Source organism: Streptomyces sp. NPDC048560 (assembly GCF_040650955.1).
Taxonomy (GTDB): domain Bacteria; phylum Actinomycetota; class Actinomycetes; order Streptomycetales; family Streptomycetaceae; genus Streptomyces.
Genome location: NZ_JBEZIJ010000001.1, coordinates 870,630 through 897,211, shown reverse-complemented (window position 1 = coordinate 897,211; position 26,582 = coordinate 870,630). Strand labels below are relative to the sequence as shown.

The following is a 26,582-nucleotide window of genomic DNA, read 5'->3' as shown; positions in this document are numbered from 1 at the left end:
ACAGGGTTTTCTTCGGTCCCAGTGACGATTTCCAGCCACTCGGCGCAGTACGGGACAAGGGGGATGCCATGCCCCGGACGAGGGAGACGTCGATGAGCCTGCTGGAACGGATCGCCGAGGCCGACGAGCGGGGGCTGGCCGCGAGCGCGCTCGCCTGCCTCGAACGCTGCCTGCCGCCCGCCGCCGCCGACGGCGGCGGCGGCGAATCCGAACCGCTGCGCCCGCTCTGGGCGAGCTGCGCGGACGGCCGCGCGTGGACCGACCGGCTGGACGCCGCGCGTGCGGCGATGGCGGACGTGGACGAGACCGGCTCCCCCGTACCGGAGATGCTCGGCTCGGCCCCGGCCGACTGGTCCGCCGACCCGCTGCGGGAGTGGGCGCGTACCTGCTCGCTGCTCTCGCTGGATTTCCACCGCCGGTTCGACATGTCCGTCGGCGGGGACGCCGCCGAGGACCCCGCCGGGCAGCTGGAGCGGTGGAGCTCGGGTGACGTGGGGGGCGCCGGGCCACTCGTGGCGGGGGAGCTCCGGCGTCAGACGGAGATCCTGGAGGCCCTCGCGGAGGCTTCGGAACCTGCGGCGGCCGGCGCGAGCGGCCTGCGTGGCGCGCTGGAACGGTCGACCGAGGGCCGGCGCGTGCTGCGCGCGGTGATCTCGCGCCGGGCGCGCGGCCGGTCCTGACCGGGGGAGTCCTCGCCGAGTGCCCCGGTCACAGGTCCGGGGCCCGGAAGAGGTCCCGGACAACGGCCGGAGCCCCTCGGGTCAGGCCGAGGGGCTCCGGTACCGCCGGCCCGCGCGAGGCGCGGACCGGCGGGGTGGTGCGGGCGGGTTACGGGGTCAGGACGTTCAGCCCGATCCGGATGCCCTTGGGGGAGCCCAGCTGGTAGGTCCCGTAGTACACGCTCGACGAGGGCAGGATGCCCTTGGTGACGTGGTTGTCGAGCTGGAGCAGGGTGCCGTTCTCGGCGTCCTCGCCGTCCGCGCCGAGGACCATGTCCGCCCGGGTGTCGCCCGTGAGGTCCGCCAGTGAGACGGACGAGCCGAGCCGGTCGTCGGTCTCCGTGACCCCGGGGACGTCCGTGGTGTCCTGCCCGATCAGCACGGCCCCGGAACTGGTGGGGCCGGAGGCCGTGCCACGGACCATGAGCGCGACGCCGGCGTTGGTGCGGGACGCGCCGGAGCGGGTGACGTCCTCGCCCGGGACACCGGCGAGGATGTCGGCGTAACCGTCGAGGTTGACGTCGCCGACGGAGACCGACCAGCCCAGGTTGTCACCGCTCTCACCGCTGTCGGGAACCCCGGATGTGTCCTGGTGGTACAGCTTGCGGCCGGTCGACGTGAGACCGGTGGTCGAGCCGTACACGACGGTGACCGCGCCGCCCTTGGCGGTGTGGCCGGACTCGCTGTTGTACGGCTGGCCGACCACGAGGTCGCTCGCGCCGTCACCGTTGACGTCACCCGTGGCGAGCGAGCGTCCGCCGGGCGCGGCGAGTACGCCGACCCGCTGGAGGCCCGTCGCGGAGCCCTTCAGCCACAGCAGCCGGGCCTTGCCGCCCGGGTCGCGGAAGCCGACGGCGACGTCCGTGTAGCCGTCCTTGTTGAAGTCGCCGGTGGCGGAGGTCGGGTAGCCGACCGCGCCGGTGTACGCGGAGGTGTTCAGGTAACCGGCCTTCGCCTTGCCCGACCTGCTGTCCCAGCTCCACCAGCGGCCGGGCTTGCCGGGGGCCACGGAGAACACGTCGTCCATGCCGTCGGCGTTGAAGTCGCCCGCGGCGACCGCGTATCCGAGCTTGTCGCCGCCCACACGGTAGGAGCTGGTGATCGCGTGGCCCTTGCCCGTGGTGAGGCCGGGGCCGTACATCGCGACGACCGTGCCGTTGTCGGACTGCGAGATGTCCTCGCCGGGCGCACCGATGACCAGGTCGGCGTGGCCGTCGCCGTTCAGGTCGCCCCAGGCGTTGGAGTAACCGAAGTAGTCACCGGCCTCGGAGCCGCCGGGTACACCGGGGCTGCCCTGGTCGAGCGTGCGCTTCGTGGCCGCGTCGGGTCCGTTCTGGCTGCCCGGCAGCACGGTGACCCGGCCGTCGTTGCCGGAGACCTTCGGGAGGCCGACGATCAGGTCGCTGATGCCGTCCCGGTTGAAGTCGGACGTGGGAACGGCCGAGTTGCGGCCCGCCCCGGTGGCGAAGGTGCGGATCGCGGGCAGCTTGGCGTACAGGGTGGGGCCGGGGCACACCGTGGCGAAGCCGTCCCTGTGACCGGAGATCGTCTTGAGCGTGGCCTGCTGGCCCTTCTTGTACACACCCGTGTCGGCCGCGGCCGTCATGGTGACCGAGCCGTTCGGGCTCACGCCGTACTGGCCCAGCTTCCAGGCGGCGACGCGGGCAGCCGAGTTGAGGGCCGCCGTGGTGGGCTTGCCCGTCTCGAAGTTGCCGAGCAGCGCGATGCCGGTGGAGTAGGAGTTGAAGCCGTACGTGTGCGCGCCGAGGACCGGCAGGTCGGCGCCGCCCTCACGGCCCTCGAAGATCTGGCCGCACTTGTCGACGAGGAAGTTGTAGCCGATGTCCTTCCAGCCGTCGTAGCCCTCGCGCGGGGTGACGTGGTAGGCGTAGATGCCGCGGATGAGCGCGGCGGACTCGGCGCAGCTGTAGTCGTTCGAGCCCACCGTGTGGTGGACGAAGACTGCCTGGATCTTCTCGATGTACTCGGGGTCGCTGTAGTTCGTCGCGAGCGACTTGTCCGGGCCCCAGCCGGCGCGCAGCGTCATCGCCGGCCGGTTCACCGTGGACGGCGGCGCGGTCGGAACGGTCGGCGTGGGCGACGGGGTGTCGGTCGGCGTCGCGGTCGGCGTCGTCGTGTCCGTCGGCGTGGCGGTCGCCGTCTCGGTGGCCGTCTCCGTCGGAGCAGCCGTCTCCGTGGCCGTTTGCGAAGCGGTCTCGCTCGGCGTCCCGCTGGGCGTCTCGGTCGCCGTCTCGCTGTCCGTCGGCGTGGGCGTCAGGGTCTCCTCGACGGCGAACGACGCGTTCTGCGCGTCGGCGCCCGGCGCCGCGGCCTCCTTGGCGGTGACGCCCGGGTCGACCAGGGACAGTTCGAGACCCTTGGGCAGCCCGTCGGCGGCCGTGCCGTCCGCACGTACGACCCTCGCCTCGACGGCGTCGGAGGGGCCGACCCACAGCGGTTCGGACATCCCGGGCAGCTTCGCCTCGTCGTCGTCGCGCTCCGCGCCGAGGTGCTGCTCCAGGTGTACTTCCAGCCAGCTGCTCCACTGCCCGGTCTCACGGCTGCGGGTGCGGACCTCCGCCTTGCCGTCGACCGTCGCCTCCGGGTCCGCCCAGACGACGCCGACCATGGAGAACGGGTCGGTGTCGGTACGCGGCAGCGCCCGCTTGGAGTCTCCGGTGCCCTTGAGCGTCAGCTCGTGCACCGACGCCTTTCGGGGCTTCGCCCCCCGGTCCTCGGGATCCTCGGGATTGGCTATCGCGACGGTGACCGCTCCCGCACCCCCGAGCACGACCGCGCCAATGGTGAGCCAGGCGCGACGTTTCAAGCTCATCGCTCTGTACGCATGAGAACTGCGCGGGCTCAAATGCCCCACCCCTCAATAGAGTTCAAATACCCATAAGTTCATTTTGGCCTCGCCCGTCACACGGGCGCCCCGAAATACCCAGCGGCCTTTGAGGATTAAACGTCACTCCGAATCCCATCGAGGTGACGTGGATCACACCTTCCGGGCGGATAGCTCCGACGGAATGTGATGAGCCTCGGAAAGGGGAGCGAGAGGGGCATTCCGTTCAGTCGGTGGCCGGGATCACCCGGGGACGGCGCGGTCAAGCGGAGACGGTGATGCTCGTGGCGACAGCCGGCGCGGAGCCCTGAGGACTGGCCCACAGACGGCTTCCGGCCCGCCCGCCCGGGTTCGCTAGGATCCGCGGATCTTCGAACCGGGGAGGGGTCATGGACGAATACCGCAACGCCGAAGTCACCCACGACGGCGCGGAAGCCTCCGACGATGTCGTGGGCGGGCAGGCCACCGTCCAGCTGGTGTACCGGCCGCAGCCTGGCGACACGCTGGTCGGCCTGCGGGTCCGCGAGCGGATCAGACGGACCGGGCTGCTGCTGCGGGGCGCGTTCCTCGCGCTGTGGATCGCGCACTGGCTGTTCGTCACCGTGGGCCGGGGGAGTGCCGACGTCGTCTCGACGGTCGCGCTCCTGTTCGTCGTCCTGGTGCTGGGCGGGTACCCGCGACTCCAGGCCGCCCATGTGCAGAAGACCGTCGGATGGCAGGGCGAGTACCGCGCCACGGTGTCCCCGGCCGGGCTCACCTGCGGCAGTGACCACAGCACCATGGTGCAGAAGTGGTCCGTCGTCCGGGGCTACCGGGAGACGGCCGGTCACTTCGTCCTGCTCAGCCGGGACCCCGGCATCATGTGCCTGGACGTCCTGCCCAAGCGGGGCCTGGCCGGGCCGGGGGACGTCGACAGGCTGCGGGCGGTCCTGGACCGGCACACCGTCCGAGTGTGACGAACCGGCACGCGTGCCGCCTCAGTAGGATCCACTGGCTCGTCACTGCGTGCACCGGAACGAGGTCCGCAGGACGCTGTCGAACCATGGGGGTTCCAGGTCATGTCCGTTCCGCAACTGCGCTCGCCGGCGGGGCTCTCGTACGCCGCCGTGGCCCTGCTGGGTCTGTGCGCGCTGGCCGACGTCTTCGAGATCCTGCTCAGTCTCTCCGCGACGGCGCAGTCCGGCCTCGTCGTGAACCCCGGCCGCTTCGACTCGCTCCATGAGTCCCTCGTGGGGACGCAGGGGCTCGTCCGCCTCGCCTGCGGGATCGTCTTCTGTGCCTGGCTGTGGCGGGTCCGGGTCAATGCCGAGGTGTTCAGCCCGGACGGCCACAAGCACAGCCGTCCGTGGATCTGGTGCGGCTGGTTCGTCCCGTTCGTCATTTCTGGTACCCGCGCCGCGTCGTCGTGGACATCTGGCGGTCCGGCCTCACGGAACGGTCCGGCCCGGCAGGCACGGGTCTCGTCAATCTCTGGTGGGGTTCCTGGCTGGTCGCTCAGGGCGTGATGGTGATTGCGCCCCCGATGGCCGAGAAGGACATGGGAACTCCCTTGTTCGACACCGCCGTCTCCTTCGCGGTCGGCTATTCGCTCCTCGACCTGGCCGCGGCCCTGCTGGCCGCCGCGATGGTCCGCAGGATCACCGCGATGCAGCACGAGAAGGCAATGGCGGGACCGGCGTTCACTTCTGATCCCGCATAGGGCGTCGGGCCGCCCGCCCGCCGGTCCCTACGGACGCCGCGATGCGCGAGGCGTGTTTTGCCGCGGCGTGAACGGCGGCGCCGACGCCTGTAACCGGCCAATGGTTGTGCCGGCGAAAGGAATTGTCCTGTTCCAGCTCGTGAGAACGAACACAGCCCCCTCCGCGTGATGTTTCCGGGCTCCTCGTCGCTGGGTCAGTGTCGGTGATCGCCGGCACGGCGAGGGGCAGGGGGAATCATGAGTGGGGACGACCGAGCGGCCTTGCCCGGGGCGGCGGCGATGCGCGCCTACACATCGGCGTTCGTCACCCGGCTCACCGAGCGCAACCGGCTGCCCCTGGACTACTCGGTGGCCAGCCTCCGGCTCGTCGATCTCGTCGTCGACGGCCTGCGGCGCGACCGGCCCCGGCGTGATCAGGTCGACGGGATCCTGCTGGGCCTCGGCGCGTACACGGGCGAGGTCATCGTCCGCAGGGCCGGTGGTGAGTGGGTCGACTTCGACCTGGCCCAGCAGGAGTTGTTCGGTCAGGCGGTGGGGGTGCGTATGCCCGACGGGCGGGTGTGGAACCCGCTCGGCAAGGTCGTCAACCGCTTCGAGTCGGGGCCCGAGGAGTCGGTGCAGCGGCTGTACCTCCTGCTGCACGGGCGCACGGTTCGGCGAAAGGCCGTATGCGGGTAGCCTGTTCGATTCCGCCGGTAGAAATCCTGTGACGTTTCTGTGCCCGGGGGCGCAGAACGGGTGGAGGGGCCGTTGCCCTGACGGGAGTACGGCCACGGCGGGCGGGTGCCGGAACAGGCTTTGAGTAGGGAAGTGTTGGGCACGGGCGGGGAACAGCGCCGCAAGGAGCAGTACGACGTCGAGCTCGGCGATGCCGTCGAGCGGGCGCAGCAGGGGGACGAGGAGGCTTTCGCGGTCGCGTACCGGCGTGTGCAGCCCGGGTTGCTGGGTTATGTGCGCGGGCTGGTGGGCGAGGACGCCGAGGACGTGACCTCCGAGGCGTGGCTGGAGATAGCCCGTGATCTGGGTCGGTTCCGCGGTGACGGGGCCGGGTTCCGCGGCTGGACCGCGACGATCGCCCGCAACCGGGCGCTCGACCACCTCAGGAAGCAGAAGCGGCGGCCCCGCACCACGCTGATCGAGCAGGACGTCCTCCAGCTTCCCGGCGGACACGACACGGCGGCCGCGGCCCTGGAGTCGCTCTCCACCGAGGCGGCCCTGGAGATCATCGGCACGCTGCCCCGCGAACAGGCGGAGGCCGTGCTGCTGCGGGTCGTGGTCGGTCTGGACGGCGCCGCGACGGCGCGCGTGCTCGGCAAGCGTGCGGGCGCCGTGCGCACCTCCGCGTACCGCGGACTCAAGAGACTCGCCGAGCAGTTGGCCCCCGGCGGGACCGCGCTGTGACAAACGGGACGCGCCGCACGCTGAGGGATGAAGTATGAGAAACGAATCGCAGCGGCAGCCGAAAGCGCCGGAGACACCCGAACTCGCCGCACTCCTCGCGGCGGCCCGGCGCACGGACCCGCCCGGTGCGGACGACGAGCTGCGCGCGACCGCGGCCTTCCGGGCCGCCCGGGACGCGGGGGCGCACGCCGCGCGGTCGCCCTGGTGGCGGCGGCGCGACGACTGGCGTCCGGTAGGGGGCCGGCGCGGTGTGCGGTCGGTCCGGCTGATGCTCAGCGGGTTCGTCGCGGCGGCGGCGCTCGGCGGGGTCGCGGTGGCCGCCGGGACCGGGGCGCTGCCCACGCCGTTCCGCGACGGGGGCAAGGGCGCGCCCGCGGACTCCGTACACCCCACGCACGGCACGTCCGCGACGCCCGAAGGCCACCGCTCCGGCGGGAGCGGGCCCGCGCCGGGCGAGGACGCCACGGGGCAGGCGAAGCCCACGCCCGGCCTCACCGTGCCGGGCAAGGGGTACGGCGGGCGCGGCGGGAGCGCGAGCGGCCGGGACGAGGCGGCGCTCTGCCGGGTGTACGCCAAACACCGGGACAGCGGGAAGGCGTCGGAGTCCGCCGCCCTCAGCCGTCTGAAGGCCGCCGCCGGCGGGGAGTCGGATGCGGCGGTGACCGCCTACTGCGACGCGCTGCTCGGGCGCCCGGCGCCGGGCGCGAAGGGCGCTCCGGACGAGCCGGTCGATTCGGACGGGGGCGGCGGGTCGGACAAGGACGTGCCGGCGTCCCCGAGAGGGACCGGTGGCGGCGCCTCGGCCGGAGCGGCCGGCGGCGGTCCGGGTGACCATGGGACCGTCGGCAGGAACGGTGCGGCTGTCGGCTGATCGGTGGCGGGGCCGGACGCGGCAGGTCACTGCGGGCGGCCCGACCCGCGACGTGCGCATCGAGGACAGCGCCGACGCGGAAACCTACGTCTGCACCGAAATGACCGCGGCCGCTCCCGGCGGCACCGTGCGGGTCTGCTTCCGGGCCGCGTCGGCCGCCGGCGACCGGGAGTGTGCCGAGGCCCGTGTGGGCGGTCCCACCACCACGGCCACCCCTTCCCATGTCGGGGCAGCCGGCCGTTCATCTGTCGTCCCCTCCCGGGCGACACCGGGGGTGGTACGTTATCAGGTACCACTTGATAGGAGAGGCCAGGTCATGTCCATAACCGCGAGCGAAGCCCGCAAGGCTCTCTTTCCGCTGATCAAGAAGGTCAACGACAATCACGAGGCCATCGAGATCGTCTCCAAGCACGGCAATGCCGTGCTTGTCTCGGCCGAGGACTACGCGGCGCTGCGCGAAGGTTCGTATCTGCTCCGTTCGCCGACGAACGCGCGACGGCTCCTCAAGGCGTACGAGAACGCTCTGAGCAATATCAATGTGTCGGAACGTGAGCTGATCGATCCGGAAGCGGGCCCCGGAACGGGTGCTGCGTGAGGCTTGTCTTCGAGGACCAGGGCTGGGAGGACTACACGTCCTGGCTCAGGAACGACCGCAAAATGCTTGCCCGGATCAACAAGCTCATCGAGGACACCAGGCGCGACCCGTTCACGGGTATCGGCAAGCCCGAGCCACTGAAATACCACTTGCCGGGGGCTTGGTCGCGACGGATCGACGATGAGCACCGCCTCGTCTACCTGGTTACGGACAAGGAGATTGTCATCCTCGCTGCCCGGTACCACTACTGATCGCGGCGTGTGCTGGGGCGCCCCGCCCCGTGCTGGGATGTCACCTTGTTCCGCTTCCACGACTGGGCGCACGGCAAGGCCGCCGGCAATCCGGACGCGGCGGAGAGCCCCGCCGAGGTGCGGAGCCGCCTGACGGCAGCGCGATGGCTCGGTGTGCGGCAAGCGCCGAGTGGACGGGGCCCGGACAGAGCGGGGGAGTGGGACGACGACCGGGGCCGCCACCCCCCACAGGAGAGGCCCCGGCCGTCTTCCACGAGGCCGCGGAACGGCCCCGTACTCATCTCAGCGCCAGGGATGCGTTTTCTGTCACACCGCAGGGTGCGGCGAACTGTTGCGGGTTGTACAAGTCATGGACGCGGCACCGGGCGAGCACGTAGCGTGCTGAGTCGCGCAGAGTGGCGCAGCAGTGGTGACCAGCTGCGATTCATGACAGCAGGGCGGGTTGAGGGAGTGCTGGGGGACGACGCGGAGCTGACTGCCGCGGTGCTCGCGGCACAGGACGGGGACGAGGACGCCTTCCGTGCTGTGTACCGCGCTGTGCAGCCACGGCTGTTGGGCTACATACGGACACTGGTCGGAGACCCGGACGCCGAGGACGTGGCGTCGGAGTCGTGGCTCCAGATAGCCCGCGACCTCGACCGGTTCAGCGGTGACGCCGACCGCTTCCGGGGATGGGCGGCACGGATCGCGCGCAATCGCTCCCTCGATCATCTGCGGATGCGGAGCAGGCGCCCCGCCATCGGCGGCGACGAGACCGAACTGACGGGCAAACCCGCTGAATCGGACACGGCGGGGGAGGCGATCGAAGCTCTGTCCACCGGTCGCACCATGGCCCTCATCGCCCAACTGCCGCAGGATCAGGCCGAAGCCGTCGTGCTCCGGGTCGTCGTCGGCCTCGACGCGAAGAGCGCGGCGCAGACGCTGGGCAAGCGCCCCGGCGCCGTACGGACCGCGGCCCACCGGGGACTGAAGAGGCTCGCTGAACTGGTAGGGGCGGACCACGACCCGGAAGGCGGGCTTCCGCAGGACGGCCCGGCGGGCCGCGCCCCGGCCGGGACGGGAACGGACACCGCGGGTCCTGAAAGCGCCACCACGGGTCAGGGCGGGGAGCTCGGAGCTGTACCCTCGCAGCGCCCGGCACGCAACAGTGCGACTTCCGCCGGTGTCACCCACGGTGTGACGCATTCGCGTCCGTGGACGCAGAAGGACATGTGATGGCCGACGAGCGGTACGAATGGCTCGACGAGGACGCGGCGGAGCAACTGCTCCGTGGCGAGCCCGTCGAGCCCGTCGACGATCGCGCCCGCAGCGACGCCCTGCGGCTCACCGCCGCCCTGGAGGCGGCCAGAACTCTGCCACCGGCCCGCGGCGGACAGCCCGGTGAACTGCCCGGCGAGAGCGTCGCGCTCGCCGCGTTCCGCGAGGCGGCGCACACCCGGCGAAGGAGCGGCGCCGGCACCCGGCGGGCGACCCCGAAGGCCCAGGGCGCCAAGGCGGGGCAGCGGTCCGCGGCCTGGCAGGACAGGGTTTCGTCCGTACTGATCTCAGGCGGCGGGCGCCCGGCCACCGACCGCCGGCAGCGCTGGAGCCGTCCCGTCCGCTACGGCCTCGTGCTCTCGCTCGCGGGCTGTGCGCTGGGCGGAGTGGCGGCGGCCTCGGGTGCGGGGTTCCTCCCCGTACCGTTCGGTGGCCAGGGTTCGCCGCTCCCGGCGGCTTCCGTCTCGGCCGCCGCCTCCCCCGACGAACTGGCCTCGGAACTGCCTTCGGACGGGGACCCGTCCCCCACTCCGCGCGGCGAGGAACCCGGTCCGCGCACGGCGGACCCGTCCGAGAGCCCCATGCCGGGAAGCGGTCACAGCAGCCCGGGCAGCGACGACGGACCCGCCGAAGGTTCCGGTCACGGTGACGACGGGTCCGGGAGCACGCGGCGCCCGACGGACGGGACGGACAGGGACGACGCGTCCCACGGGTCTGGCGGAACGAGCGCCGGTGAGGCGTACGAGAAGGCCCGCCAGGCCTGCCGCGAGTACCGCGCGGGCACGCTCGACCGGGACGCCAGGCGCCGGCTCGTCGAGATGGCCAAGAGCGAGGAGAACCTCGACCGGTTCTGCGCGCGCCTCGTCGACGAGGACGACAGGAACGGCGGCTCCGAGGACGGCGGCTCCGACTCCGGCGTACCCGAGGGCGCCCCCGGCTCGGACGGCGGCGGTGAAGGCGGCGGCGAGCAGGGCGAGGGCGCCGGGCAGGGCGACGGCGGCGCGGGCTCGCTCCCGTCGGTCTCCTTCCGCACGGCCGGCCCGTCCCCCGAGATCTCTCCCGAAGCGTCTCCCGGCACGGGCACGGGCGTGAGCACCGGCGTGAGCGGGGGGTCCGCTCCGGTGGACTCCGCCACCGCCGTGCCGTGGTCCCGCTGAGCCCCTTCCCGCTCCTCCCGGCCGCCCGTTCCCGGTCCGTACCCCCTCAGCGGCGGCCGCACGAACCCCAGGTGTGACACTTTTCCGCACTCGGACGCAGTACTGAGTGAGCCGACTGGTCATCGGCCGCGCAACGAGCCGGGGTTCCCCCCGTACCTTCGGCTCAGCGCAACTGGCGCGGGCGGGACACGTTCCCCCGGTCCCGCCCGCGCCCTTTTACCTCGACCGGGCCCCCTCGCTCACCAGTAGATGACGACCTTGTCGCCGTTCTTCACCTGGGCGAAGAGCGAGGCGATCTTCCCCTCGTCCCGGACGTTCACACAGCCGTGCGAGGCACCGTTGTAGCCGTTGGCCGCGAAGTCCGGCGAGTAGTGGACCGCCTGGCCGCCGCTGAAGAACATCGCGTACGGCATCGGGGTGTCGTAGAGCGTCGATACGTGATGACGGGACTTCCAGTACACGGAGAACACGCCCTCCCGGGTCGGCGTGTACTGCGAGCCGAACCGCACGTCCATGGACGACAGGACGCGGCCGTCCACCATCCACGAGAGGGTCCTGCTGTTCTTGCTGACGCACAGGACCCGGCCCGTCATGCAGCGCTCGTCGGGCTTGGCCACGCGGCGTTCGGTGGGCGGGGTCAGCTCGGCGGCCGTCGGCTTCCGCGTCATCCCGAGGAGCTTCTGCCAGGTGACGGTGTCGGTCCCACCCGTGCCGGGAAGACCCCGCTTGCCCTGGAAGGACCGCACGGCGGTCACGGTCACGGTCCCGTAGTAGCCCGTGGGGCTGCGGTCGAAGTGGCCGATCTGACGGAGCCGGGCCTGGAGCTCCCGTACCTGCGCGCCCTGCGAGCCCGTCGACATCAGGACCCGGGGCTCGGCGGGTGCCTCGCTGCTCTTCGCCGGAGCCGGTGAGGGGGACGCCTCGGGCGGGGCCGCGGCCGGACGCGCGGCCGGGCCGCCCGTTTCGCCGCCCGGCTTCGCGTCGGCCGTGGGGCCCGTCGCCGGGGGAGCCACCCGCTGGGCCCCGCCCGCCGCGTCCGGCGCGCAGCCCGCGGCCAGGGCGGTGACGGCGAGTACGCCGGCGGCGGCCTTCGCGATCGTGCGCGCGCGGGCCGTGGTGGCGCCCGTGGTGCCCGCCGCGGCGGGCACCACGCCGCTCCTCGCGTTCACGCTGGTGCGAATCATCGCTGCCCCCCTGGGCTCGTCCACTGCTCCGGTGTCTCCTTGGACGGATTCCCGCCCTGCCCGGTTGCCGAATCCTGCGCATGATGGAGGCGTCGGTCCAGCCCGGGGGCCGTTCCTGTGAGCAAGGTCCCAGCGGGTGGTTCTCCGCCGCCCGCCCGGCCGCCGCTAAAGTCCGTCGCGAACCTCGATGTCCCTGGCCGGTATGCACGGGAGGCACAGCACATGACACGTGAGTCGGAGTCGGGACTGCCCATCGAGCCGGTCTACGGGCCGGAGACCCTGGAGGGCTGGGACCCGGCGGAGAAGCTGGGCGCGCCGGGCGCTTACCCCTTCACGCGTGGCGTCTACCCCAGCATGTACACCGGGCGGCCGTGGACCATGCGGCAGTACGCCGGCTTCGGCACCGCCACCGAGTCCAACGCCCGCTACAAGCAGCTGATCGCCAACGGCACGACGGGGCTGTCCGTCGCCTTCGACCTGCCCACGCAGATGGGCCACGACTCCGACGCGCCCCTGGCGTCCGGAGAGGTCGGCAAGGTCGGAGTCGCGATCGACTCGATCGACGACATGCGGATCCTGTTCGGCGGAATCCCGCTCGGCGAGGTCTCGACGTCGATGACGATCAACGCTCCCGCCTCCCTGCTGCTGCTCCTGTACCAGCTGGTCGCGGAGGAGCAGGGGGTCGCGGCGGAGCAGCTCACCGGCACGATCCAGAACGACGTGCTCAAGGAGTACATCGCCCGGGGCACGTACATCTTCCCGCCGAAGCCGTCCCTGCGGCTGATCGCCGACATCTTCGGGTACTGCCGGGACGAGATCCCGAAGTGGAACTCCATCTCCATCTCCGGTTACCACATGGCGGAGGCGGGAGCCTCGCCCGCGCAGGAGATCGCGTTCACCCTGGCCGACGGCATCGAGTACGTGCGGACGGCCGTCGCCGCCGGTATGGACGTCGACGAGTTCGCGCCCCGGCTCTCCTTCTTCTTCGTCGCGCGTACGACGATCCTCGAAGAGGTCGCCAAGTTCCGCGCCGCACGCCGGATCTGGGCGAAGGTGATGAGGGAGGAGTTCGGTGCGACGAACCCGAAGTCGCTGATGCTGCGCTTCCACACCCAGACCGCGGGCGTCCAGCTCACCGCCCAGCAGCCCGAGGTCAATCTGGTGCGGGTCGCCGTGCAGGGCCTGGCGGCCGTCCTCGGCGGCACGCAGTCGCTGCACACCAACTCCTTCGACGAGGCGATCGCCCTCCCCACCGACAAGTCCGCCCGCCTGGCCCTGCGTACGCAGCAGGTCCTGGCGTACGAGACGGACGTCACCGCCACGGTGGACCCGTTCGCCGGTTCGTACGTCGTGGAGAAGATGACCGATGACGTCGAAGCCGCGGCGGTGGCACTGATGCGCCGGGTCGAGGACATGGGCGGCGCCGTCAACGCGATCGAGCGTGGCTTCCAGAAGGGTGAGATCGAGCGCAGCGCCTACCGCGTCGCGCTGGAGACGGACAGCGCGGAGCGCGTGGTCGTCGGCGTCAACCGCTTCCAGCTCGACGAGGAGGAACCGTACGAGCCGCTGCGCGTCGACCCGGCGATCGAGGCCCAGCAGGCGGCGCGGCTGGCGAAGCTGCGCGCCGAACGCGACCAGGGCGCGGTGGACGCGGCGCTGGTGGAACTGAGGAAGGCGGCGGCCGGCACGGACAACGTCCTCTACCCGATGAAGGACGCGCTGAAGGCGCGGGCGACGGTGGGCGAGGTCTGCGACGCGCTGCGGGAGGTCTGGGGGACGTACGTCCCCACGGACGCGTTCTGAACGCCGGACGCCGGACGCCGGACGCCGGACGCCGGACGCCGGACGCTGAACTGCGAACGGTGAGAACGCCGAACGGCGAGGACTGAGACGCGAAACACCTGCTGAGACCCCTGGACGGGGTGTCGTACCTCCGTGCGACACTCCGTCCATGCTGGGTGTCACCGATCTTCCGACCTATCTCGCCGGCCTGGTGCTGATCATTCTCCTGCCGGGGCCGAATTCGCTGTACGTGCTGTCCGTCGCCGCCCGTCGCGGCGTCCGGACCGGCTATGTGGCCGCGGCCGGAGTCTGGACCGGGGACGCCGTACTGATGACCCTGTCCGCGCTGGGCGCCGCCTCCCTGCTCCAGACGACGCCGGTGCTGTTCGCCGTCGTGAAGTACGCGGGCGCGGGCTATCTGACCTGGCTGGCCATCGGGATGCTCCGGGCCGCCGTCTCCACGTGGCGGGAGCGGCACCGGCGGGTGGAGGAGCTCACGGCGGACACGGACGCGCCGGCCGCGACCGCGATGGAGCGGCCCTACCGCCGGGCGCTGGTCGTCAGCCTTCTCAACCCGAAGGCCATCCTCTTCCTGATCTCCTTCTTCGTGCAGTTCGTCGACCCGGGCTACGCCTACCCCGCCCTGTCGTTCCTGCTGCTCGGCACGCTGCTCCAGGCCGGCAGCTTCCTGTACCTCTCAGCGCTCATATTCGGCGGCACCCGGCTGGCCGAGATCTTCCGCCGCCGCAAGCGGCTGTCGGCGGGCGCGACTTCGGCTGCCGGAGTGCTGTTCCTCGGATTCGCCGCGAAGCTCACCCTCAGCAGCGTCTGAGCGCGGGCCCGGCGGGCTCTCAGTGGTGCCAGGCCTTGCCCCCCACGTTGTGGATCATGCGCTGGAGCACCTTGAGGGCGGCGACGAACTCCTCGTCCGCGATGCCGGTGTGGATCTCCGCTCTCGCCCGGCCGACCCGTTCGGCCGCCTCCGCGCGCAGTGCGTGGCCCGCGGTGGTCAGCCGCAGCCGGGTGGTGGCGTCCTCGGTGACCAGGTCCCGGCCGACGAGGGCGTCGATCTCGGGTTCCAGCGCGTCCCCGACGTGGAGATAGCCGCGGAGCGTCGCGACCACCTCGGCGCGGGGCCTGCCCGCCTCGTCCGCGTCGGTGAGCTGGTTGAGGACCCACCAGGGCGGCTGGGTGAGACCGTGCTCGGCGAGGGCGGCCCGGATGTGCGTCACGGTGGCTTCGTGGGCGGCCCAGCTCCAGTATCCGATGGGCTGCCGTGCGAGTCCCGCGTCATCGTGTGAGTAGTCCATGACCGGAACCGTAGAAGCTCAAGCGGACTTGAGGTCAAGGTCCGGTGCGCAGGATGCGCGAGAGACGTGAGAGGTGCGCGCGAAAGGCCCGGGCGCGCGCATCGTGCGAGGACGAGCACCGGCGTCCGGTGTCATTCCGGCGTCGCCCAGAGTTCATCCTCCGTCGCATCAACGGCCACTCGGTCCTCGACGCCCTTCATTAGCTTGGGCGGCTACATGATCGAAGGCGAGGGCCGGCGTGCCGAAACTGTCCGTTGTCGTACCGCTCCACAATGTCGCCCCTTACGCCGACACCACCCTGGGAAGTCTCGCCCGCAACACCGATACGGACGTCGAGTTCCTGCTGGTCGACGACTGTTCCACGGACGCGACCCCGGCCGTGATCGACCGCTGGGCCGCGCGGCTCCCGCAGGCCCGTGTCATCAGACACGACACGAACGTGGGCATCGCGACCGCGCGCAACAGCGGGATCGAGGCCGCGAGCGGTGAATACCTCACCTTCCTCGACGGCGACGACTGGTACGCCCCGGGACATCTGTCCCAACTGCTGCGCGCCGCCGAGGACCTGGACGTCGACTTCGTCCGTAACGACCACGTCCAGTCGACGGACACCACCCGTGTCATCCGCCGCGCCCCGGCCCGGATCCGGAACGAGGCGACGGACCCGCGGGCCGGGATCGCGTACCCGGACATGGAGACGATGGTCGACTACCCCTTCGTCTGGGCCGGGCTCTACCACCGCCGGCTGTTCGAGGACGGTGCCATGCGCTTCGACGCCGAACTGCGCACCGCCGAGGACCGCCTGTGGACCTGGCGACTTCATCTGAGGGCCCGGAGCTACGCGGCCCTCGGGCTCTACGGAATCTTCTACCGGCGGGGAGTCACCACGTCCCTCACCCAGATCAAGGACTCCCGGCAGCTGGACTTCTTCCCCGCCTACGACACCCTGCTCAGGGAGCTCGCCGAGGACCGGGACGCGGACCTCCTGCTGCCCAAGGCGGTCCGTACGTACTGCGCGCTGATCGCCTTCCACGGCGAGCGGGCCACCGACTACGAGTCCGCGACCGCACGCCGGCTGAGACTCGCGTCGACCGGTGCGCTGCGCCGGATGCCCCAGCCGGTGCTGGACGACACCCTGAACACGATGGACACCAAGCGCAGCACAGTGCTCCGGCGCCTGCGTGACAAGCAGAAGGCCGTCTGATCCATGCCCACGCGCACCCAGATCTTCCAGGTGTCGACCCTGTACGGGGCCGCCACTCTCGCCGCCGCCCTCGACGCGGGACAGTTCGGAGCCCCCTCGGACAGCCGCCGCATCCTGCTGGTGTGCAACAACGCCGCGGTCCCCGAGGCGAGTCCCGGCCTGGACGAGATGCGCGGTTACGACCGCATCGCAGCCCGCTTCGACACCGTCATCAGCTGGAACGAGGCGATCCGCCCGTACCACCCGAACGGCTGGGGCCCGCGCGCCGAGGAGACGGTGCTCTGGCAGCGCGCCTTCCGGCTCGCCTGGGACCTGGGCGAGGGACCCGTCGAACTGGCCCTGGAATCCATCCAGGTCAACCCCGCCCGCGCACTCGCCGCGATCTTCTCCGAGAGTCCCCTGCACGTGTACGCGGACGGCCTCATGAGTTACGGGCCGACCCGCAACAAGCTGCCGGTGTCCCTGGGCTGCCGCATCCGCCGCGTCCTGCACCTCGACCTGGTCCCCGGACTTCGGCCGATGCTGCTCTCCGAATTCGACGTGGAGCCCGAACTGGTCCAGGCCGACGCCATGCGCAAGGTCCTCGGCGAGATCGCCGGCTCGGCGGACGGCGACCGGCAGCTCACGGAGGTGGTGGCCCAGGCTCCCACCGCCGTACTCCTGGGCCAGTACCTCGCCGCGCTCGGCATCCTCACCGCCGAGGAGGAGGAGGACCTGCACATCCGGATGCTGCGGGGCGCGGCCCGGGCCGGCCACACCTCGATCCTCTTCAAGCCGCACCCCACCGCCCCCGCCCGCTACTCCGAGGCGCTGGACGCCGCGGCGGCCGGGGCCGGGGTCCGGCTGACCACGATGAACACCCCGCTGCTGGCCGAGACGCTGTTCGAGCGGTGCGCACCCACGCTCGTCGTCGGCTGCTTCTCCACCGCCATGCTCACGGCCGCGGCGTACTACGGCATTCCCGTCGCCCGGGTCGGCACGGGCCCCCTGCTTGACCGCCTCACCCCGTACGAGAACAGCAACCGCGTACCGCTGACGATCGTCGACCACCTCGTGCCCGACCTGGAGACGCACGCCGCCGACGGGGTGCCCGCCCTGCCCGGCACCGCACCCGGGACCCTCGCGCCCCTGGTCCGTACCGTCGGCTACTGCATGCAGTCGCGCCTCCATCCCAGGCTGCGCGCCGAGGCCGAGGCGTGGCTGCGCGAACGCCTGGACAGCAGTACGCAGCACTACTTCAAGCGCCGCCGCCTCGGGAAGCTGTCGCTGCCCGGCGGCAGTGTCCAGGGAGCCGCCGTCCTGCTGCGCCGTACCGCCCGGCGCACCCGCGCCGGCCTGGGTTTCTGAGGGCGTCGATGTCATCCACCGTTCCCATGACCGCCGCGGGCCCCGAAGCCGCTCCGGCCGGCCCGCCCGCGCGCGAACACCGCTACGACGTCGACCTGATCAGGCTGCTGGCCTCCGTGGGCGTGATCCTCTGCCATTCCGGCTCGGCGTTCCTGGACGCCGTGGGGCGTACGGCGGCGGGCGGCCACGGCGTCTACTGGGCCGGGATCGTCGGCGACTCCGCCAGCCGGTTCGCCGTACCGGTCTTCTTCGCGATCGCCGGCTGGGTGATCCTGGTCGGCGCCCCGCCCCGTGACGGCGGACGGCTGCGGCAGCGGATCGTGCGCATCCTCGTGCCGCTGGGCGCGTGGACGGTCGTCTACCTCGCCTGGGGCCGGTGGCGCGGCACGAACGACGGGCCGGTCACCGGGCTGGCGCGGGACGCCCTGTTCGGCTCGATCAGGCCCGCGTTCCACCTCTGGTACCTGTACGCGTACGTGCCGGTCATCCTGCTGCTGGCGTTCGTCGTGATGGTGAGGTCCGGGAAGCGGCCCTGGGGCCTCGGCGCCGCGCTGCTCGGTCTCGCACTGGCCCCGGTGCTCCTCGGGGACGTGGGCCGGCTGACCGGCTGGGACATGCCCCGGCTCGGCTGGACGTTCGCCCCGTACCAGCTCGTGTACGCGGTCGCCGGCGCGCTGCTGGTGGCGCTCCCGGCCGGGGCGGCGGGCCGTTGGCGTACCTCCTGGGCGCTGGTCGCGGCGGCCGGATTCGGCGGCGTGCTCTGGTACCAGCACGACGTCCACTACGCGATCCCGTACGGCAGCCTGTTCGTCGCCCTGTTCACCGGCGGTGTGCTGCTCTCGCTGCACCGGCTGCGCATCCCCGAGCGGCTGCGCCCGCCGCTGGTCCGGCTCGGCAACGCCTCGTTCGGCGCCTACCTGGTCCATCTGCTGGTGCTCACCGCGCTCTCGCGGTGGTTCGTCTGGGACGAGCTGGGAACGGCCGCCGCGGTGGCGTCGCTCGTCGGGCTCGTCGCGGCGACCACCCTGCTGTCGTTCGGCGCGGCCCTGCTCTGGGGCCGCCTGGGCCTGACCCGCGTGCTGGGCTGAGACACCGGCAGGTACGGACACCTGAAAGCCGGGCCCGCGTTCGTCGGCGGGCCCGGCTTCTTCGTGCCGCTCAGCGCCGGACGGTCCGTCCCAGCCGGCGTGCCCGTCCCGCCGCCCGGCGCAGGACCGGGTTGCGGGAGAGGGCGGCGAGCCTGCCGGGCAGCCCGCCGGGCAGACCGAGTGCCGTCAGCCTGCGGCGCGGGAGGAGTTCCAGTTCGGCGGGGGTGATGCCGTCCGCGAGATACGCGGTGGCGGCGGGCCGGAGCCCGGCATGGACGCGCGGCTGCGTCACGAACCCGAGCGTGGTGACGAGCCGGTCCGGATCGCCGGGCGCCCGGGCGAGGCCGGCGTCCAGCGCCGGGAGCAGCGTATGGGCGAGTGCCAGGGGGACACGGTCGGCGTGCTCGAACGGGGTGAGCCGGTCCAGCACCTCGCGGGTGCCTGTGGTCGCCACGTCGAGACCGTACAACTGCCTGGCGGTGAAGAGCGCAGCGGAGAAGCAGCCCACGACCAGGGCAGGGCGCAGCTGCTCGAACAGCGTCTCGGCGAGCGCCGGCGCTCCGAGCGCGGGCGGTTCGAGCGCGGGCGGTTCGAGCACCGTCAGGTGGACGCCCAGCTGCTCGGCCTCCGCCGCCAGCGAGCCGGACGCGCGGGCGGCGGCCGGGGAACGCGGTGCGAGGACGAGGCCGCGGTGCCCGCGCTCGACGGCGCCGCGCAGCATCCGCAGATGCACCTCCTCCTCCAGTTCCGGGCCGACGCCCGGGAGCCCGGAGAGGTGCTCGCCGATGAGGAGCGCCGGAGCACGGTGGGGTACCTCCGGTGCGGGAGCGGCCGCGCCGACCTTCCGCAGGACGGCGCGGAAGGCGTCGTCCGCGACGACCTCGGCCTCCACACCGAACTCCGTCAGCAGCAACGGCCTCACTCCGGGCAGCAGACCGAGGTGCAGGAGCCCGCGCACCCGTGTGCCCAGCAGCGGGTCGAGCTTGCGGCCGGTCGGACCGTAGCCCGCCGTCCCGTCCTCGTACACGTGCACCGGTGTGCCCAGGAAGATGCCGGTGACGGTGGTGGCCGGCGCGGTCGCGACCGACTCGACGGCCAACTCCACGTCGTCGTCCCCCAGTTCCCAGAGCCGTCGCAGATGGCGCTCCCACAGCGGGGCGTCGCCCGGCCGGGGCGACCAGCCCGAGGGGTGGAACGGCTCGATCGCCGCGTTGAGGGAACGCACCTCGTCGAACCGGTCGCGCAGTGCCTCGAAGCCCGGCAGCTCGTCGAGGGAGGGGCTGACCTCAGGCACGGCGGCGTGGTTGCCGACGAGGAGGATCCGCCGGCGTACGGGGCGGAAGCAGCCCGCGTCGATGGCGGCGGCCAGGGTGGCCGCGGCATGCAGGGTGGAGGCGCAGAAGATCTGAGTGGTCATGCCGCGTCACCCGCGCCCGTGCTGGGACGGCGGCGCAGCCGCCTCAGCAGGGAAGCCCTGTCGATGCCCATGGAGTCGATCGTCTCTTCCAGAATGTCCTGCGGCATACGGCGCAGTGCGGCGGCGCTCATCGAGCGCAGAGCGCGGGCCACGCCGGGTTCGAGTTCGGAAATGGTGCCCATATGGTGGGAGATGACGGCGCAGTAGGTGCGCACCGCCTTCGGAAGAAGCGTTTCCGCTTCCCGGTCCTGCGCGGTCTCCTCGATGACCTGGTCGAAAGCGCGAATGAAATCGAGCCGGCGCATATCCCCGGTCCGCGTGAGGGAGTTGGCGACACCGCGCCGGTAGAAGACGCCGAGCAGGCCGACCGCCGCGAAGGATTCCGCCTCCCGGTGCAGCCGCCAGATCCACGGCCGGTCCTCGGCGGTGCGCAGCCCGGCGGTGAAATGGATGAGGCCGCGGTCGACCAGGCGGCGGTGGTAGATCCCGGCCCAGGCGTACGGATAGTCGACGGATGTCGTGCGGCCCGCCGGGAGGATGGCCTCGCGCGGGCTCATGGGTACGTCCCGCAGGCCGTGCGGCACCCGGCGCAGCGCGCGTGACTTGCCGTTGCACCGGACATGGTCGGTGCGCAGGAAGTCGCAGTTCAGGCGGTCCATGGCGGAGACCAGTCCGGCGCAGTGGCCGGGGGCCAGCCAGTCGTCGCCGTCGAGGAAGGTGACGTACTGGCCCCTCGACGCGTCGAGACCGGTGTTGCGGGCCGTGGCCAGGCCCTCGTTCCGCTCGTGCCGTCTCAGCACCACCCCGGGGATCTCGTCGCGCGCGCGGCGCAGGATGTCCGCCGTCCCGTCGGTCGAACAGTCGTCGACGAGTACGAACTCGAAGTCCTCCCGGGCGTTGGCCCGCAGGCTCCTGAGTGTGTCGGGCGCGTATGTCTGCACGTTGAAGAACGGCACGATGACGGAGAGCTTAACCACCCGCATCACGTTAGGACGGGCCCCGGCATTCGCCCTGTCCCCAGCGAGGATGCCGGGTGAACGGAGAATGGCGGAATGATGAACCAGGTTGATTCCTAAGGAATTTGAGGCCCGGAGGGGCCCATTCCTGAGCGGATTCGCCAACCGTCGGTGGGCTGTTAACCATTTGTTGCCGCCACGTTGGGCCACTCCTCGAAATGCCTTCCTAACTTTTAGGACGTGCCCCCACGTACCAGCAATACGGCTGATCAGGCCGTTACCGCCTCCGACGCCGGCACGGCTCTTCGTGTAGCCGTGCTCGCCGACTCCGACACCCGGTGGAAATGGGGCGCGCTCACCGCGCGCCGCCTCACCACCGGCACCGACGCGTCGTTCGCACCCGGACGGCCCGTCGAGCTCAGCGGACTGCTGCTGCGCGGCCGGGCCACGCCCACGCCCCGGCAGCTCGCCGAGGTCGGGGACGTGGGAATCGAGGCCGCTCGCGTACGTGAGGTCACGGCGGTCGAGTTCCTGCACACCGTGCGGGACGAGGGGTACGACGTCGTGATCCTCGCCCTCGTCGGCGGCGCCGTCCAGGCGATGCTGCACGGACTCGCCGCACTGGAACTGCCCCGCAGGCCCGTGATCGTCACCGGATACGTGGGAGTGGTCTACGAGAAGCTCGCGGACGGGCTCCTCCTGCGCCACGGCGCGGACGTCGTCCTGGCCAACTCCCGCCACGACGCCGAGCGGTTCCGTGCGGTGTACGAGGGGGTGGGCGCCGACGCCTCGGCCGTCACCGAGGCCGCGCTGCCGTTCCTCGGCGGCGCGCCGCACCGGCCGCAGGAGGGCCGCGACACCGTCGTGTTCGCCGCCCAGCCCTCCGTACCGGCGTCCCGCGCCGACCGTACGTACCTGCTGCGCAGGCTCATCGAGCACGCCCGGCTGCACCCCCGCCGCGAGGTGCTGCTGAAGCTGCGCTCCAAGCCCGGCGAGCACACCACGCACATCGAGGAGCTGCCCTACCAGCGGCTCGCGGAGAAGCTCCCGGGCGGGCTGCCGCCCAACTTCCGCCTGGTGTACGGGCACATGGGCGAGGTGCTGGACCGCACCGACCTGCTGGTCACCGTCTCCTCGACCGCCGCGCTCGAATCCCTGCACCGGCGGATCCCGACCGCCGTCCTCTCCGACCTCGGCGTCCGAGAAACTCTCGGCAACCACCACTTCATCGGCTCCGGACTCCTCACGTCCTGGGACCGGCTTGACGGTGGATTCCGGCCCCGGCCCGACGAGGAGTGGCTGGCCGGCCAGGGCGTCGCCGCCGACGGTACGTACGCCACGGCGTACGACACCGCACGGGGAGCGGTCGCCGCGCTGCTGGAGCGCGACCGGCTCCCGCCCCTCGCCCCCTACTACACGCCCATCACCGCCCCGGGTTACCTCCCCGGCATCCTCGCCCGCCACCACCTGGGCCCCGACGGCCACCCGCTGCCGGGCGCCGCGGCACCCAGGGAGACCGGCGGGGTCAGGGGCGCGGTGCGCGAAACCGTACGCAACGCCGCCCGCGGGGCCTACCGCCAGGGCGTCCAGCGCGTCGCCCCGGTCATCCGCCGGATGGGCGAGCTGTGACCGGGCGGGCGGCGGGCGCGCGTACCGCGAACACCCGCTCCGGCGCCGGACGTACCGCGAACACCCGTGCCGGGACCACCACTTCAGGAGCCTTCATGACGTCGACGCCGACCCCGACCGTGCTCGCAGTGATCCCCGCCCGCGGCGGATCCAAGGGCGTCCCCGCCAAGAACCTCGCCCAGGTCGGCGGCGTCCCACTGGTGGCCCGTGCCGTCCGCGCCTGCCTCGGCTCCACCGAGGTCACCGACGTCGTGGTCACCACCGACGACCCGGCCATCGCCGAAGCGGCCACGGAAGCGGCCGCCGCGCTCGGCGAAGCCGCCCGGCTGCACTGCGTACAGCGTCCGCAGGCCATCGCCGGGGACACCGCGACCAGCGAGGCCGCCGTCCTGCACGCACTCGACACCTACGAGGAACTGCCAGGCCGTACCGCCGACGTGGTGCTCCTGGTGCAGTGCACCAGCCCCTTCGTCACCCGCGAGGACATCGACGGCGTCGCCGCCGCGGTCGCCCGCGAGGGCGCCGACACCGCCGTCACCGTCGCCCCCTTCCACGGGTTCGTGTGGCGCGACGGCCAGGCCGTGGAGGACGACACGTACGGCGTCAACCACGACAAGGCCGTACGCCCCCGCCGCCAGGACCGCCCGCAGGACCTGCTGGAGACCGGCGCCGCGTACGCCATGGCCGTGCCCGGCTTCCGTACCCACCGCCACCGCTTCTTCGGGCACACCGCGCTGGTGCGCACCGACCCGGCCCGGGTCCTGGAGATCGACGACCCGCACGACCTGGCCCGCGCCCGCGCGCTCGCGCCGCTGCTGGACCCCTCACCGCTCCCGACGCGGGACGACATCGACGCGGTCGTCCTCGACTTCGACGGCACACAGACCGACGACCGGGTCCTCATCGACTCCGACGGCCGGGAAACCGTCGCCGTCCACCGCGGCGACGGCCTGGGCATCGCGGCCCTGCGCAAGGCGGGCCTGCCCCTGCTGATCCTCTCCACGGAACAGAACCCGGTCGTCGCCGCCCGCGCCCGCAAGCTCCAGGTCCCCGTCCTGCACGGCATCGACCGCAAGGACGAGGCGCTGAAGCGGTGGTGCGAGGAGCAGTCCATCGCCCCCGAGCGCGTCCTCTACGTCGGCAACGACGTCAACGACCTGCCCTGCTTCGGCCTCGCGGGCTGGCCCGTCGCGGTCGCGAGCGCCCACGACTCGGTACGCGCCGCGGCGCGCGCCGTCACGACCAACCCCGGCGGCTTCGGCGCCATCCGCGAGATCGCGGCGTGGCTCCTCGGCCCCACCCTCACGACCCCCGTCTCCACCACCCCTGTCTCCACCCCCACCAAGTAAGGAACGCACCACCATGAGCAACGCCTCCCGTCTGCGCACCCTCGGCACCCGCACCGCGGGCCCCGGCCGCCCCGTCTACATCACCGGTGAGATCGGCATCAACCACAACGGTGACCTCGACAACGCGCTGGCGCTGATCGACGTGGCCGCCGAAGCCGGCTGCGACGCCGTCAAGTTCCAGAAGCGCACCCCGGAGATCTGCACCCCGCGCGACCAGTGGGACATCGAGCGCGACACGCCGTGGGGCCGGATGACGTACATCGACTACCGCCACCGCGTCGAGTTCGGCGAGGACGAGTACCGCACGATCGCCGAGCACTGCGCCAAGCGCGGCATCGACTGGTTCGCCTCCCCGTGGGACACCGAGGCCGTCGCCTTCCTGGAGAAGTTCGACGTCCCGGCCCACAAGGTGGCCTCCGCCTCCCTCACCGACGACGAGCTGCTGCGCGCGCTGCGCGCGACCGGGCGCACGATCATCCTCTCCACCGGCATGTCGACCCCGCGCCAGATCCGCCACGCCGTGGAGGTCCTGGGCTCGGACAACATCCTGCTCTGCCACGCCACCTCGACGTACCCGGCGAAGGCCGAGGAGCTCAACCTCCGCGTCATCAACACCCTCCAGCAGGAGTACCCGAACGTCCCGATCGGCTACAGCGGCCACGAGACGGGCCTGCAGACCACGCTGGCCGCCGTCGCGCTCGGCGCCGCGTTCGTCGAGCGTCACATCACCCTCGACCGCGCCATGTGGGGCTCCGACCAGGCCGCCTCCGTCGAGCCGCAGGGCCTGACCCGCCTGGTCCGCGACATCCGCACCATCGAGGCCTCCCTCGGTGACGGCGTCAAGAAGGTGTACGAGTCGGAGCTCGGCCCGATGAAGAAGCTCCGCCGCGTCACGGGCGTCGTCGCCGAGAGCGACACGGCCGCCGAGCCGGTCTCGGTCTGAGCGCCGACCGGTGAACCTCGCCTTCGTCGAGAGCCCGGTCCAGCTCCTGAACGTCCTGGAGTGGACCCACGCAAGGGGAGGACCCGACGCGACCGGCACCACGGTCGTCGTCCTCCCCCCGGTCGACCCGATGTCGCGCGGTCAGCTGCGCCGGATGGCAGAGCTGGCCCGCGACGAGGGCGTCACCGTCCGGTGGCAGGAGGCGCGCGGCGACGCCGGCGCACCTCTGAAGACGCTCCGTGCCCTGGCGGGCCTCGTCCGCCGGGCCGAGCACATCGTCATCGGCGACCCGTTCTCCCGCTACGTACAGCTCCTCCTGACGATGGTCCGCGCCCGGCGCCTCACGGTGGTCGACGACGGCACGGCCACCATGGAGTTCGTGGCTCAGCTGGCCAGGGGCGAACGTCTCGTGCGCTGGCACCGCAGGGGTGGCGCCAAGGGCCCGCGCGAACTGGTGCTGGCCCCGGTCACGGCCGCCGCCCGCCGCCGCTTCACCCCTTCGGCGACCCACATGGTCGAGGTGTTCACCGCGATGCCGGTCGAGGCTCCGCCCGGCATCGTGGTGACCCCGAACGAGTTCGCCTGGACCCGCGCGCGCTTCGGCCCGCCCCTCATCACCAAGGGCGCCGACCTCGTCGGCACCTCCCTGGTCGAGACGGGTGTGGTCGACCCGGTCCCGTACCAGGAGGCGGTCCTCGCACTGGCCCGTACCCACGGCGCGACCCGCTACTTCGCGCACCGCCGCGAGTCCGCGGAGAAGCTCCACGCCCTGGAGGCCGCCACCGGCCTGGAGATCGTCCGACCGGACCTGCCCCTGGAGCTCATCGCCCGCCGCGGCCCCATCGGCCACACGGTCCTGAGCTTCCCCTCCACGGTGGTCCACACCCTCCCCCTGGCCCTTGCGGGCACCGGTGTGAAGGTCGCGGTCTGCGACATCGCCCCGGAATGGCTCCGCGAAACGGCGTCACCCCGCGCCCAGGGCTTCCTGAGCGGTGTCACGGAGACGGCCCGGGACGTGCAGCGCCTGGCCCCGTGGCGTCACACGTCGACGGTGGCGGGGGAGGCCTGAGACGAGAGCCGGACGCACCGACCGGACGGGGAGAGACGGCTGCCCGCCGGTACGGGAGGTCACGGCGACGGCATGGGCAAGCGGCCCGAGCGGGAACCGGCGCGTGCGGCCCGATATCGGCCCGCTCGGCACCTGACCGGTTTTCCGGTGGAGGCCCCCGCCGCCCCTCATCATCGCTGACCGAAAACCGACGCCTGATCCCTGAGCGCAATGTCCCGAGACGGCCGCGCAGCCGAACCGGCATACCGAGTCCGCCGCATAACCGCTCCTGCTTCCGCGTCTTTCCGGTGATCTGCCAGGGCTCGGGTGGAATGATCACGGTACGATCTCGGCCGCGTCGGGAGCGGTCGAGGTCCTGGGAATGCGGCCGCACCATATCCGGCCGGTCCAGGACATTCTTCAGGCCGCTCTCCGTTCGTTGACCCGGTTTCCGCGTGCGTCCCGGCCCAGCTGCCGCACTCAAGGGTGATCGCTCTCCGTAACGGCGTACCCGGAGTTCGCGGAGGGGC

Annotated in this window: 23 protein-coding genes and 1 pseudogene; 19 read left to right on the top strand and 5 right to left on the bottom strand. The window is 71.9% G+C overall.

Features of this window, described 5'->3' with window-relative positions; genetic code table 11:
- Positions 1-92: 92 nt before the first annotated feature.
- The gene (locus AB0C82_RS03955; protein ID WP_362837027.1) at positions 93-680 is read left to right on the top strand and encodes a hypothetical protein; all 588 of its coding nucleotides are present in this window, start codon (positions 93-95) and stop codon (positions 678-680) included.
- 148 nt (positions 681-828) lie between these two features.
- On the opposite strand, the gene AB0C82_RS03950 is transcribed toward AB0C82_RS03955, so the two are convergent.
- Positions 829-3,552 (bottom strand): FG-GAP-like repeat-containing protein, encoded by a 2,724-nt coding sequence (locus AB0C82_RS03950; protein ID WP_362835998.1) that lies wholly within the window; start codon positions 3,550-3,552, stop codon positions 829-831.
- A gap of 401 nt (positions 3,553-3,953) precedes the next feature.
- Between AB0C82_RS03950 and AB0C82_RS03945 the strand changes: the two genes are divergently transcribed.
- The 9 genes and pseudogenes from AB0C82_RS03945 (at position 3,954) to AB0C82_RS03905 (ending at position 10,795) form a co-directional block, all read left to right on the top strand.
- Complete coding sequence (locus AB0C82_RS03945; protein ID WP_362835996.1) at positions 3,954-4,520, top strand: YcxB family protein; 567 nt, start codon at positions 3,954-3,956, stop codon at positions 4,518-4,520.
- A 102-nt stretch (positions 4,521-4,622) separates the two neighbouring features.
- A pseudogene (locus AB0C82_RS03940) lies at positions 4,623-5,263 on the top strand (DUF4328 domain-containing protein).
- 237 nt (positions 5,264-5,500) lie between these two features.
- Positions 5,501-5,941, top strand: coding sequence for a hypothetical protein (locus AB0C82_RS03935; protein WP_362835994.1), 441 nt, complete (start codon positions 5,501-5,503; stop codon positions 5,939-5,941).
- A gap of 135 nt (positions 5,942-6,076) precedes the next feature.
- Positions 6,077-6,664: an RNA polymerase sigma factor gene (locus AB0C82_RS03930; protein WP_362837025.1), complete on the top strand. Its 588-nt coding sequence runs from the start codon at positions 6,077-6,079 to the stop codon at positions 6,662-6,664.
- A 34-nt stretch (positions 6,665-6,698) separates the two neighbouring features.
- A complete protein-coding gene (locus AB0C82_RS03925; protein WP_362835992.1) occupies positions 6,699-7,535 on the top strand; it encodes a hypothetical protein in 837 nt (278 codons plus the stop codon).
- A 316-nt stretch (positions 7,536-7,851) separates the two neighbouring features.
- A complete protein-coding gene (locus AB0C82_RS03920; protein ID WP_362837023.1) occupies positions 7,852-8,130 on the top strand; it encodes a type II toxin-antitoxin system prevent-host-death family antitoxin in 279 nt (92 codons plus the stop codon).
- Positions 8,127-8,381: a Txe/YoeB family addiction module toxin gene (locus tag AB0C82_RS03915; RefSeq protein ID WP_362835990.1), complete on the top strand. Its 255-nt coding sequence runs from the start codon at positions 8,127-8,129 to the stop codon at positions 8,379-8,381. The genes AB0C82_RS03920 and AB0C82_RS03915 overlap by 4 nt, the downstream gene beginning before the upstream one ends.
- Positions 8,382-8,831: 450 nt before the next feature.
- Entirely contained in the window at positions 8,832-9,596 is a 765-nt protein-coding gene (locus tag AB0C82_RS03910) for an RNA polymerase sigma factor (RefSeq protein WP_362837021.1), read from the top strand.
- Positions 9,596-10,795 (top strand): hypothetical protein, encoded by a 1,200-nt coding sequence (locus AB0C82_RS03905; protein ID WP_362835988.1) that lies wholly within the window; start codon positions 9,596-9,598, stop codon positions 10,793-10,795. Before AB0C82_RS03910 ends, AB0C82_RS03905 begins: the two co-directional genes overlap by 1 nt.
- Before the next feature lie 239 nt (positions 10,796-11,034).
- On the opposite strand, the gene AB0C82_RS03900 is transcribed toward AB0C82_RS03905, so the two are convergent.
- Entirely contained in the window at positions 11,035-11,979 is a 945-nt protein-coding gene (locus AB0C82_RS03900; RefSeq protein ID WP_362835986.1) for a L,D-transpeptidase family protein, read from the bottom strand.
- A 222-nt stretch (positions 11,980-12,201) separates the two neighbouring features.
- Here AB0C82_RS03900 and AB0C82_RS03895 point away from each other — a divergent pair, with 222 nt between their 5' ends.
- On the top strand, positions 12,202-13,782 hold the full coding sequence (locus AB0C82_RS03895) for a methylmalonyl-CoA mutase family protein (RefSeq protein WP_362835984.1): 1,581 nt from the start codon (positions 12,202-12,204) through the stop codon (positions 13,780-13,782).
- A gap of 148 nt (positions 13,783-13,930) precedes the next feature.
- A complete protein-coding gene (gene leuE, locus AB0C82_RS03890) occupies positions 13,931-14,593 on the top strand; it encodes a leucine efflux protein LeuE (RefSeq protein WP_362835982.1) in 663 nt (220 codons plus the stop codon).
- Between the two features lie 19 nt (positions 14,594-14,612).
- Here the strand turns inward: leuE and AB0C82_RS03885 are convergent, their stop codons facing one another.
- Entirely contained in the window at positions 14,613-15,071 is a 459-nt protein-coding gene (locus tag AB0C82_RS03885) for a MarR family winged helix-turn-helix transcriptional regulator (RefSeq protein ID WP_362835980.1), read from the bottom strand.
- A gap of 238 nt (positions 15,072-15,309) precedes the next feature.
- Between AB0C82_RS03885 and AB0C82_RS03880 the strand changes: the two genes are divergently transcribed.
- From AB0C82_RS03880 to AB0C82_RS03870, 3 genes are read left to right on the top strand one after another with little or no spacing between them, the layout of a single operon-like run.
- Positions 15,310-16,275: a glycosyltransferase family 2 protein gene (locus tag AB0C82_RS03880; protein ID WP_362835978.1), complete on the top strand. Its 966-nt coding sequence runs from the start codon at positions 15,310-15,312 to the stop codon at positions 16,273-16,275.
- A 3-nt stretch (positions 16,276-16,278) separates the two neighbouring features.
- The gene (locus AB0C82_RS03875; protein WP_362835976.1) at positions 16,279-17,622 is read left to right on the top strand and encodes a polysialyltransferase family glycosyltransferase; all 1,344 of its coding nucleotides are present in this window, start codon (positions 16,279-16,281) and stop codon (positions 17,620-17,622) included.
- A gap of 8 nt (positions 17,623-17,630) precedes the next feature.
- Positions 17,631-18,710, top strand: a complete 1,080-nt coding sequence (locus tag AB0C82_RS03870; protein ID WP_362835974.1) for an acyltransferase — start codon at positions 17,631-17,633, stop codon at positions 18,708-18,710.
- Positions 18,711-18,780: 70 nt separating this feature from the next.
- On the opposite strand, the gene AB0C82_RS03865 is transcribed toward AB0C82_RS03870, so the two are convergent.
- A complete protein-coding gene (locus AB0C82_RS03865) occupies positions 18,781-20,127 on the bottom strand; it encodes a polysialyltransferase family glycosyltransferase (RefSeq protein ID WP_362835972.1) in 1,347 nt (448 codons plus the stop codon).
- Positions 20,124-21,110 (bottom strand): glycosyltransferase family 2 protein, encoded by a 987-nt coding sequence (locus AB0C82_RS03860; protein WP_362837019.1) that lies wholly within the window; start codon positions 21,108-21,110, stop codon positions 20,124-20,126. The genes AB0C82_RS03865 and AB0C82_RS03860 overlap by 4 nt, the downstream gene beginning before the upstream one ends.
- Positions 21,111-21,323: 213 nt before the next feature.
- Here AB0C82_RS03860 and AB0C82_RS03855 point away from each other — a divergent pair, with 213 nt between their 5' ends.
- The 4 genes from AB0C82_RS03855 (at position 21,324) to AB0C82_RS03840 (ending at position 26,073) form a co-directional block, all read left to right on the top strand.
- The gene (locus AB0C82_RS03855) at positions 21,324-22,712 is read left to right on the top strand and encodes a DUF6716 putative glycosyltransferase (RefSeq protein WP_362835970.1); all 1,389 of its coding nucleotides are present in this window, start codon (positions 21,324-21,326) and stop codon (positions 22,710-22,712) included.
- Positions 22,713-22,807: 95 nt separating this feature from the next.
- Entirely contained in the window at positions 22,808-24,061 is a 1,254-nt protein-coding gene (locus tag AB0C82_RS03850; RefSeq protein WP_362835968.1) for an N-acylneuraminate cytidylyltransferase, read from the top strand.
- Between the two features lie 13 nt (positions 24,062-24,074).
- Positions 24,075-25,004: an N-acetylneuraminate synthase family protein gene (locus tag AB0C82_RS03845; RefSeq protein WP_362835966.1), complete on the top strand. Its 930-nt coding sequence runs from the start codon at positions 24,075-24,077 to the stop codon at positions 25,002-25,004.
- 10 nt (positions 25,005-25,014) lie between these two features.
- The gene (locus tag AB0C82_RS03840) at positions 25,015-26,073 is read left to right on the top strand and encodes a hypothetical protein (protein WP_362835964.1); all 1,059 of its coding nucleotides are present in this window, start codon (positions 25,015-25,017) and stop codon (positions 26,071-26,073) included.
- Positions 26,074-26,582: the final 509 nt, after the last annotated feature.

What these genes read in the sequence shown, in the direction of transcription:
- AB0C82_RS03865 (WP_362835972.1), bottom strand. Translation starts at nt 20,127, where the DNA reads ATGACCACTCAGATCTTCTGCGCCTCCACCCTGCATGCCGCGGCCACC.
- AB0C82_RS03895 (WP_362835984.1), top strand. Translation starts at nt 12,202, where the DNA reads ATGACACGTGAGTCGGAGTCGGGACTGCCCATCGAGCCGGTCTACGGG.
- AB0C82_RS03885 (WP_362835980.1), bottom strand. Translation starts at nt 15,071, where the DNA reads ATGGACTACTCACACGATGACGCGGGACTCGCACGGCAGCCCATCGGA.
- AB0C82_RS03905 (WP_362835988.1), top strand. Translation starts at nt 9,596, where the DNA reads ATGGCCGACGAGCGGTACGAATGGCTCGACGAGGACGCGGCGGAGCAA.
- AB0C82_RS03875 (WP_362835976.1), top strand. Translation starts at nt 16,279, where the DNA reads ATGCCCACGCGCACCCAGATCTTCCAGGTGTCGACCCTGTACGGGGCC.
- AB0C82_RS03920 (WP_362837023.1), top strand. Translation starts at nt 7,852, where the DNA reads ATGTCCATAACCGCGAGCGAAGCCCGCAAGGCTCTCTTTCCGCTGATC.
- AB0C82_RS03925 (WP_362835992.1), top strand. Translation starts at nt 6,699, where the DNA reads ATGAGAAACGAATCGCAGCGGCAGCCGAAAGCGCCGGAGACACCCGAA.
- AB0C82_RS03945 (WP_362835996.1), top strand. Translation starts at nt 3,954, where the DNA reads ATGGACGAATACCGCAACGCCGAAGTCACCCACGACGGCGCGGAAGCC.
- AB0C82_RS03935 (WP_362835994.1), top strand. Translation starts at nt 5,501, where the DNA reads ATGAGTGGGGACGACCGAGCGGCCTTGCCCGGGGCGGCGGCGATGCGC.
- AB0C82_RS03870 (WP_362835974.1), top strand. Translation starts at nt 17,631, where the DNA reads ATGTCATCCACCGTTCCCATGACCGCCGCGGGCCCCGAAGCCGCTCCG.
- AB0C82_RS03845 (WP_362835966.1), top strand. Translation starts at nt 24,075, where the DNA reads ATGAGCAACGCCTCCCGTCTGCGCACCCTCGGCACCCGCACCGCGGGC.
- AB0C82_RS03950 (WP_362835998.1), bottom strand. Translation starts at nt 3,552, where the DNA reads ATGAGCTTGAAACGTCGCGCCTGGCTCACCATTGGCGCGGTCGTGCTC.
- AB0C82_RS03900 (WP_362835986.1), bottom strand. Translation starts at nt 11,979, where the DNA reads ATGATTCGCACCAGCGTGAACGCGAGGAGCGGCGTGGTGCCCGCCGCG.
- AB0C82_RS03955 (WP_362837027.1), top strand. Translation starts at nt 93, where the DNA reads ATGAGCCTGCTGGAACGGATCGCCGAGGCCGACGAGCGGGGGCTGGCC.
- AB0C82_RS03860 (WP_362837019.1), bottom strand. Translation starts at nt 21,110, where the DNA reads ATGCGGGTGGTTAAGCTCTCCGTCATCGTGCCGTTCTTCAACGTGCAG.
- leuE (WP_362835982.1), top strand. Translation starts at nt 13,931, where the DNA reads ATGCTGGGTGTCACCGATCTTCCGACCTATCTCGCCGGCCTGGTGCTG.
- AB0C82_RS03850 (WP_362835968.1), top strand. Translation starts at nt 22,808, where the DNA reads ATGACGTCGACGCCGACCCCGACCGTGCTCGCAGTGATCCCCGCCCGC.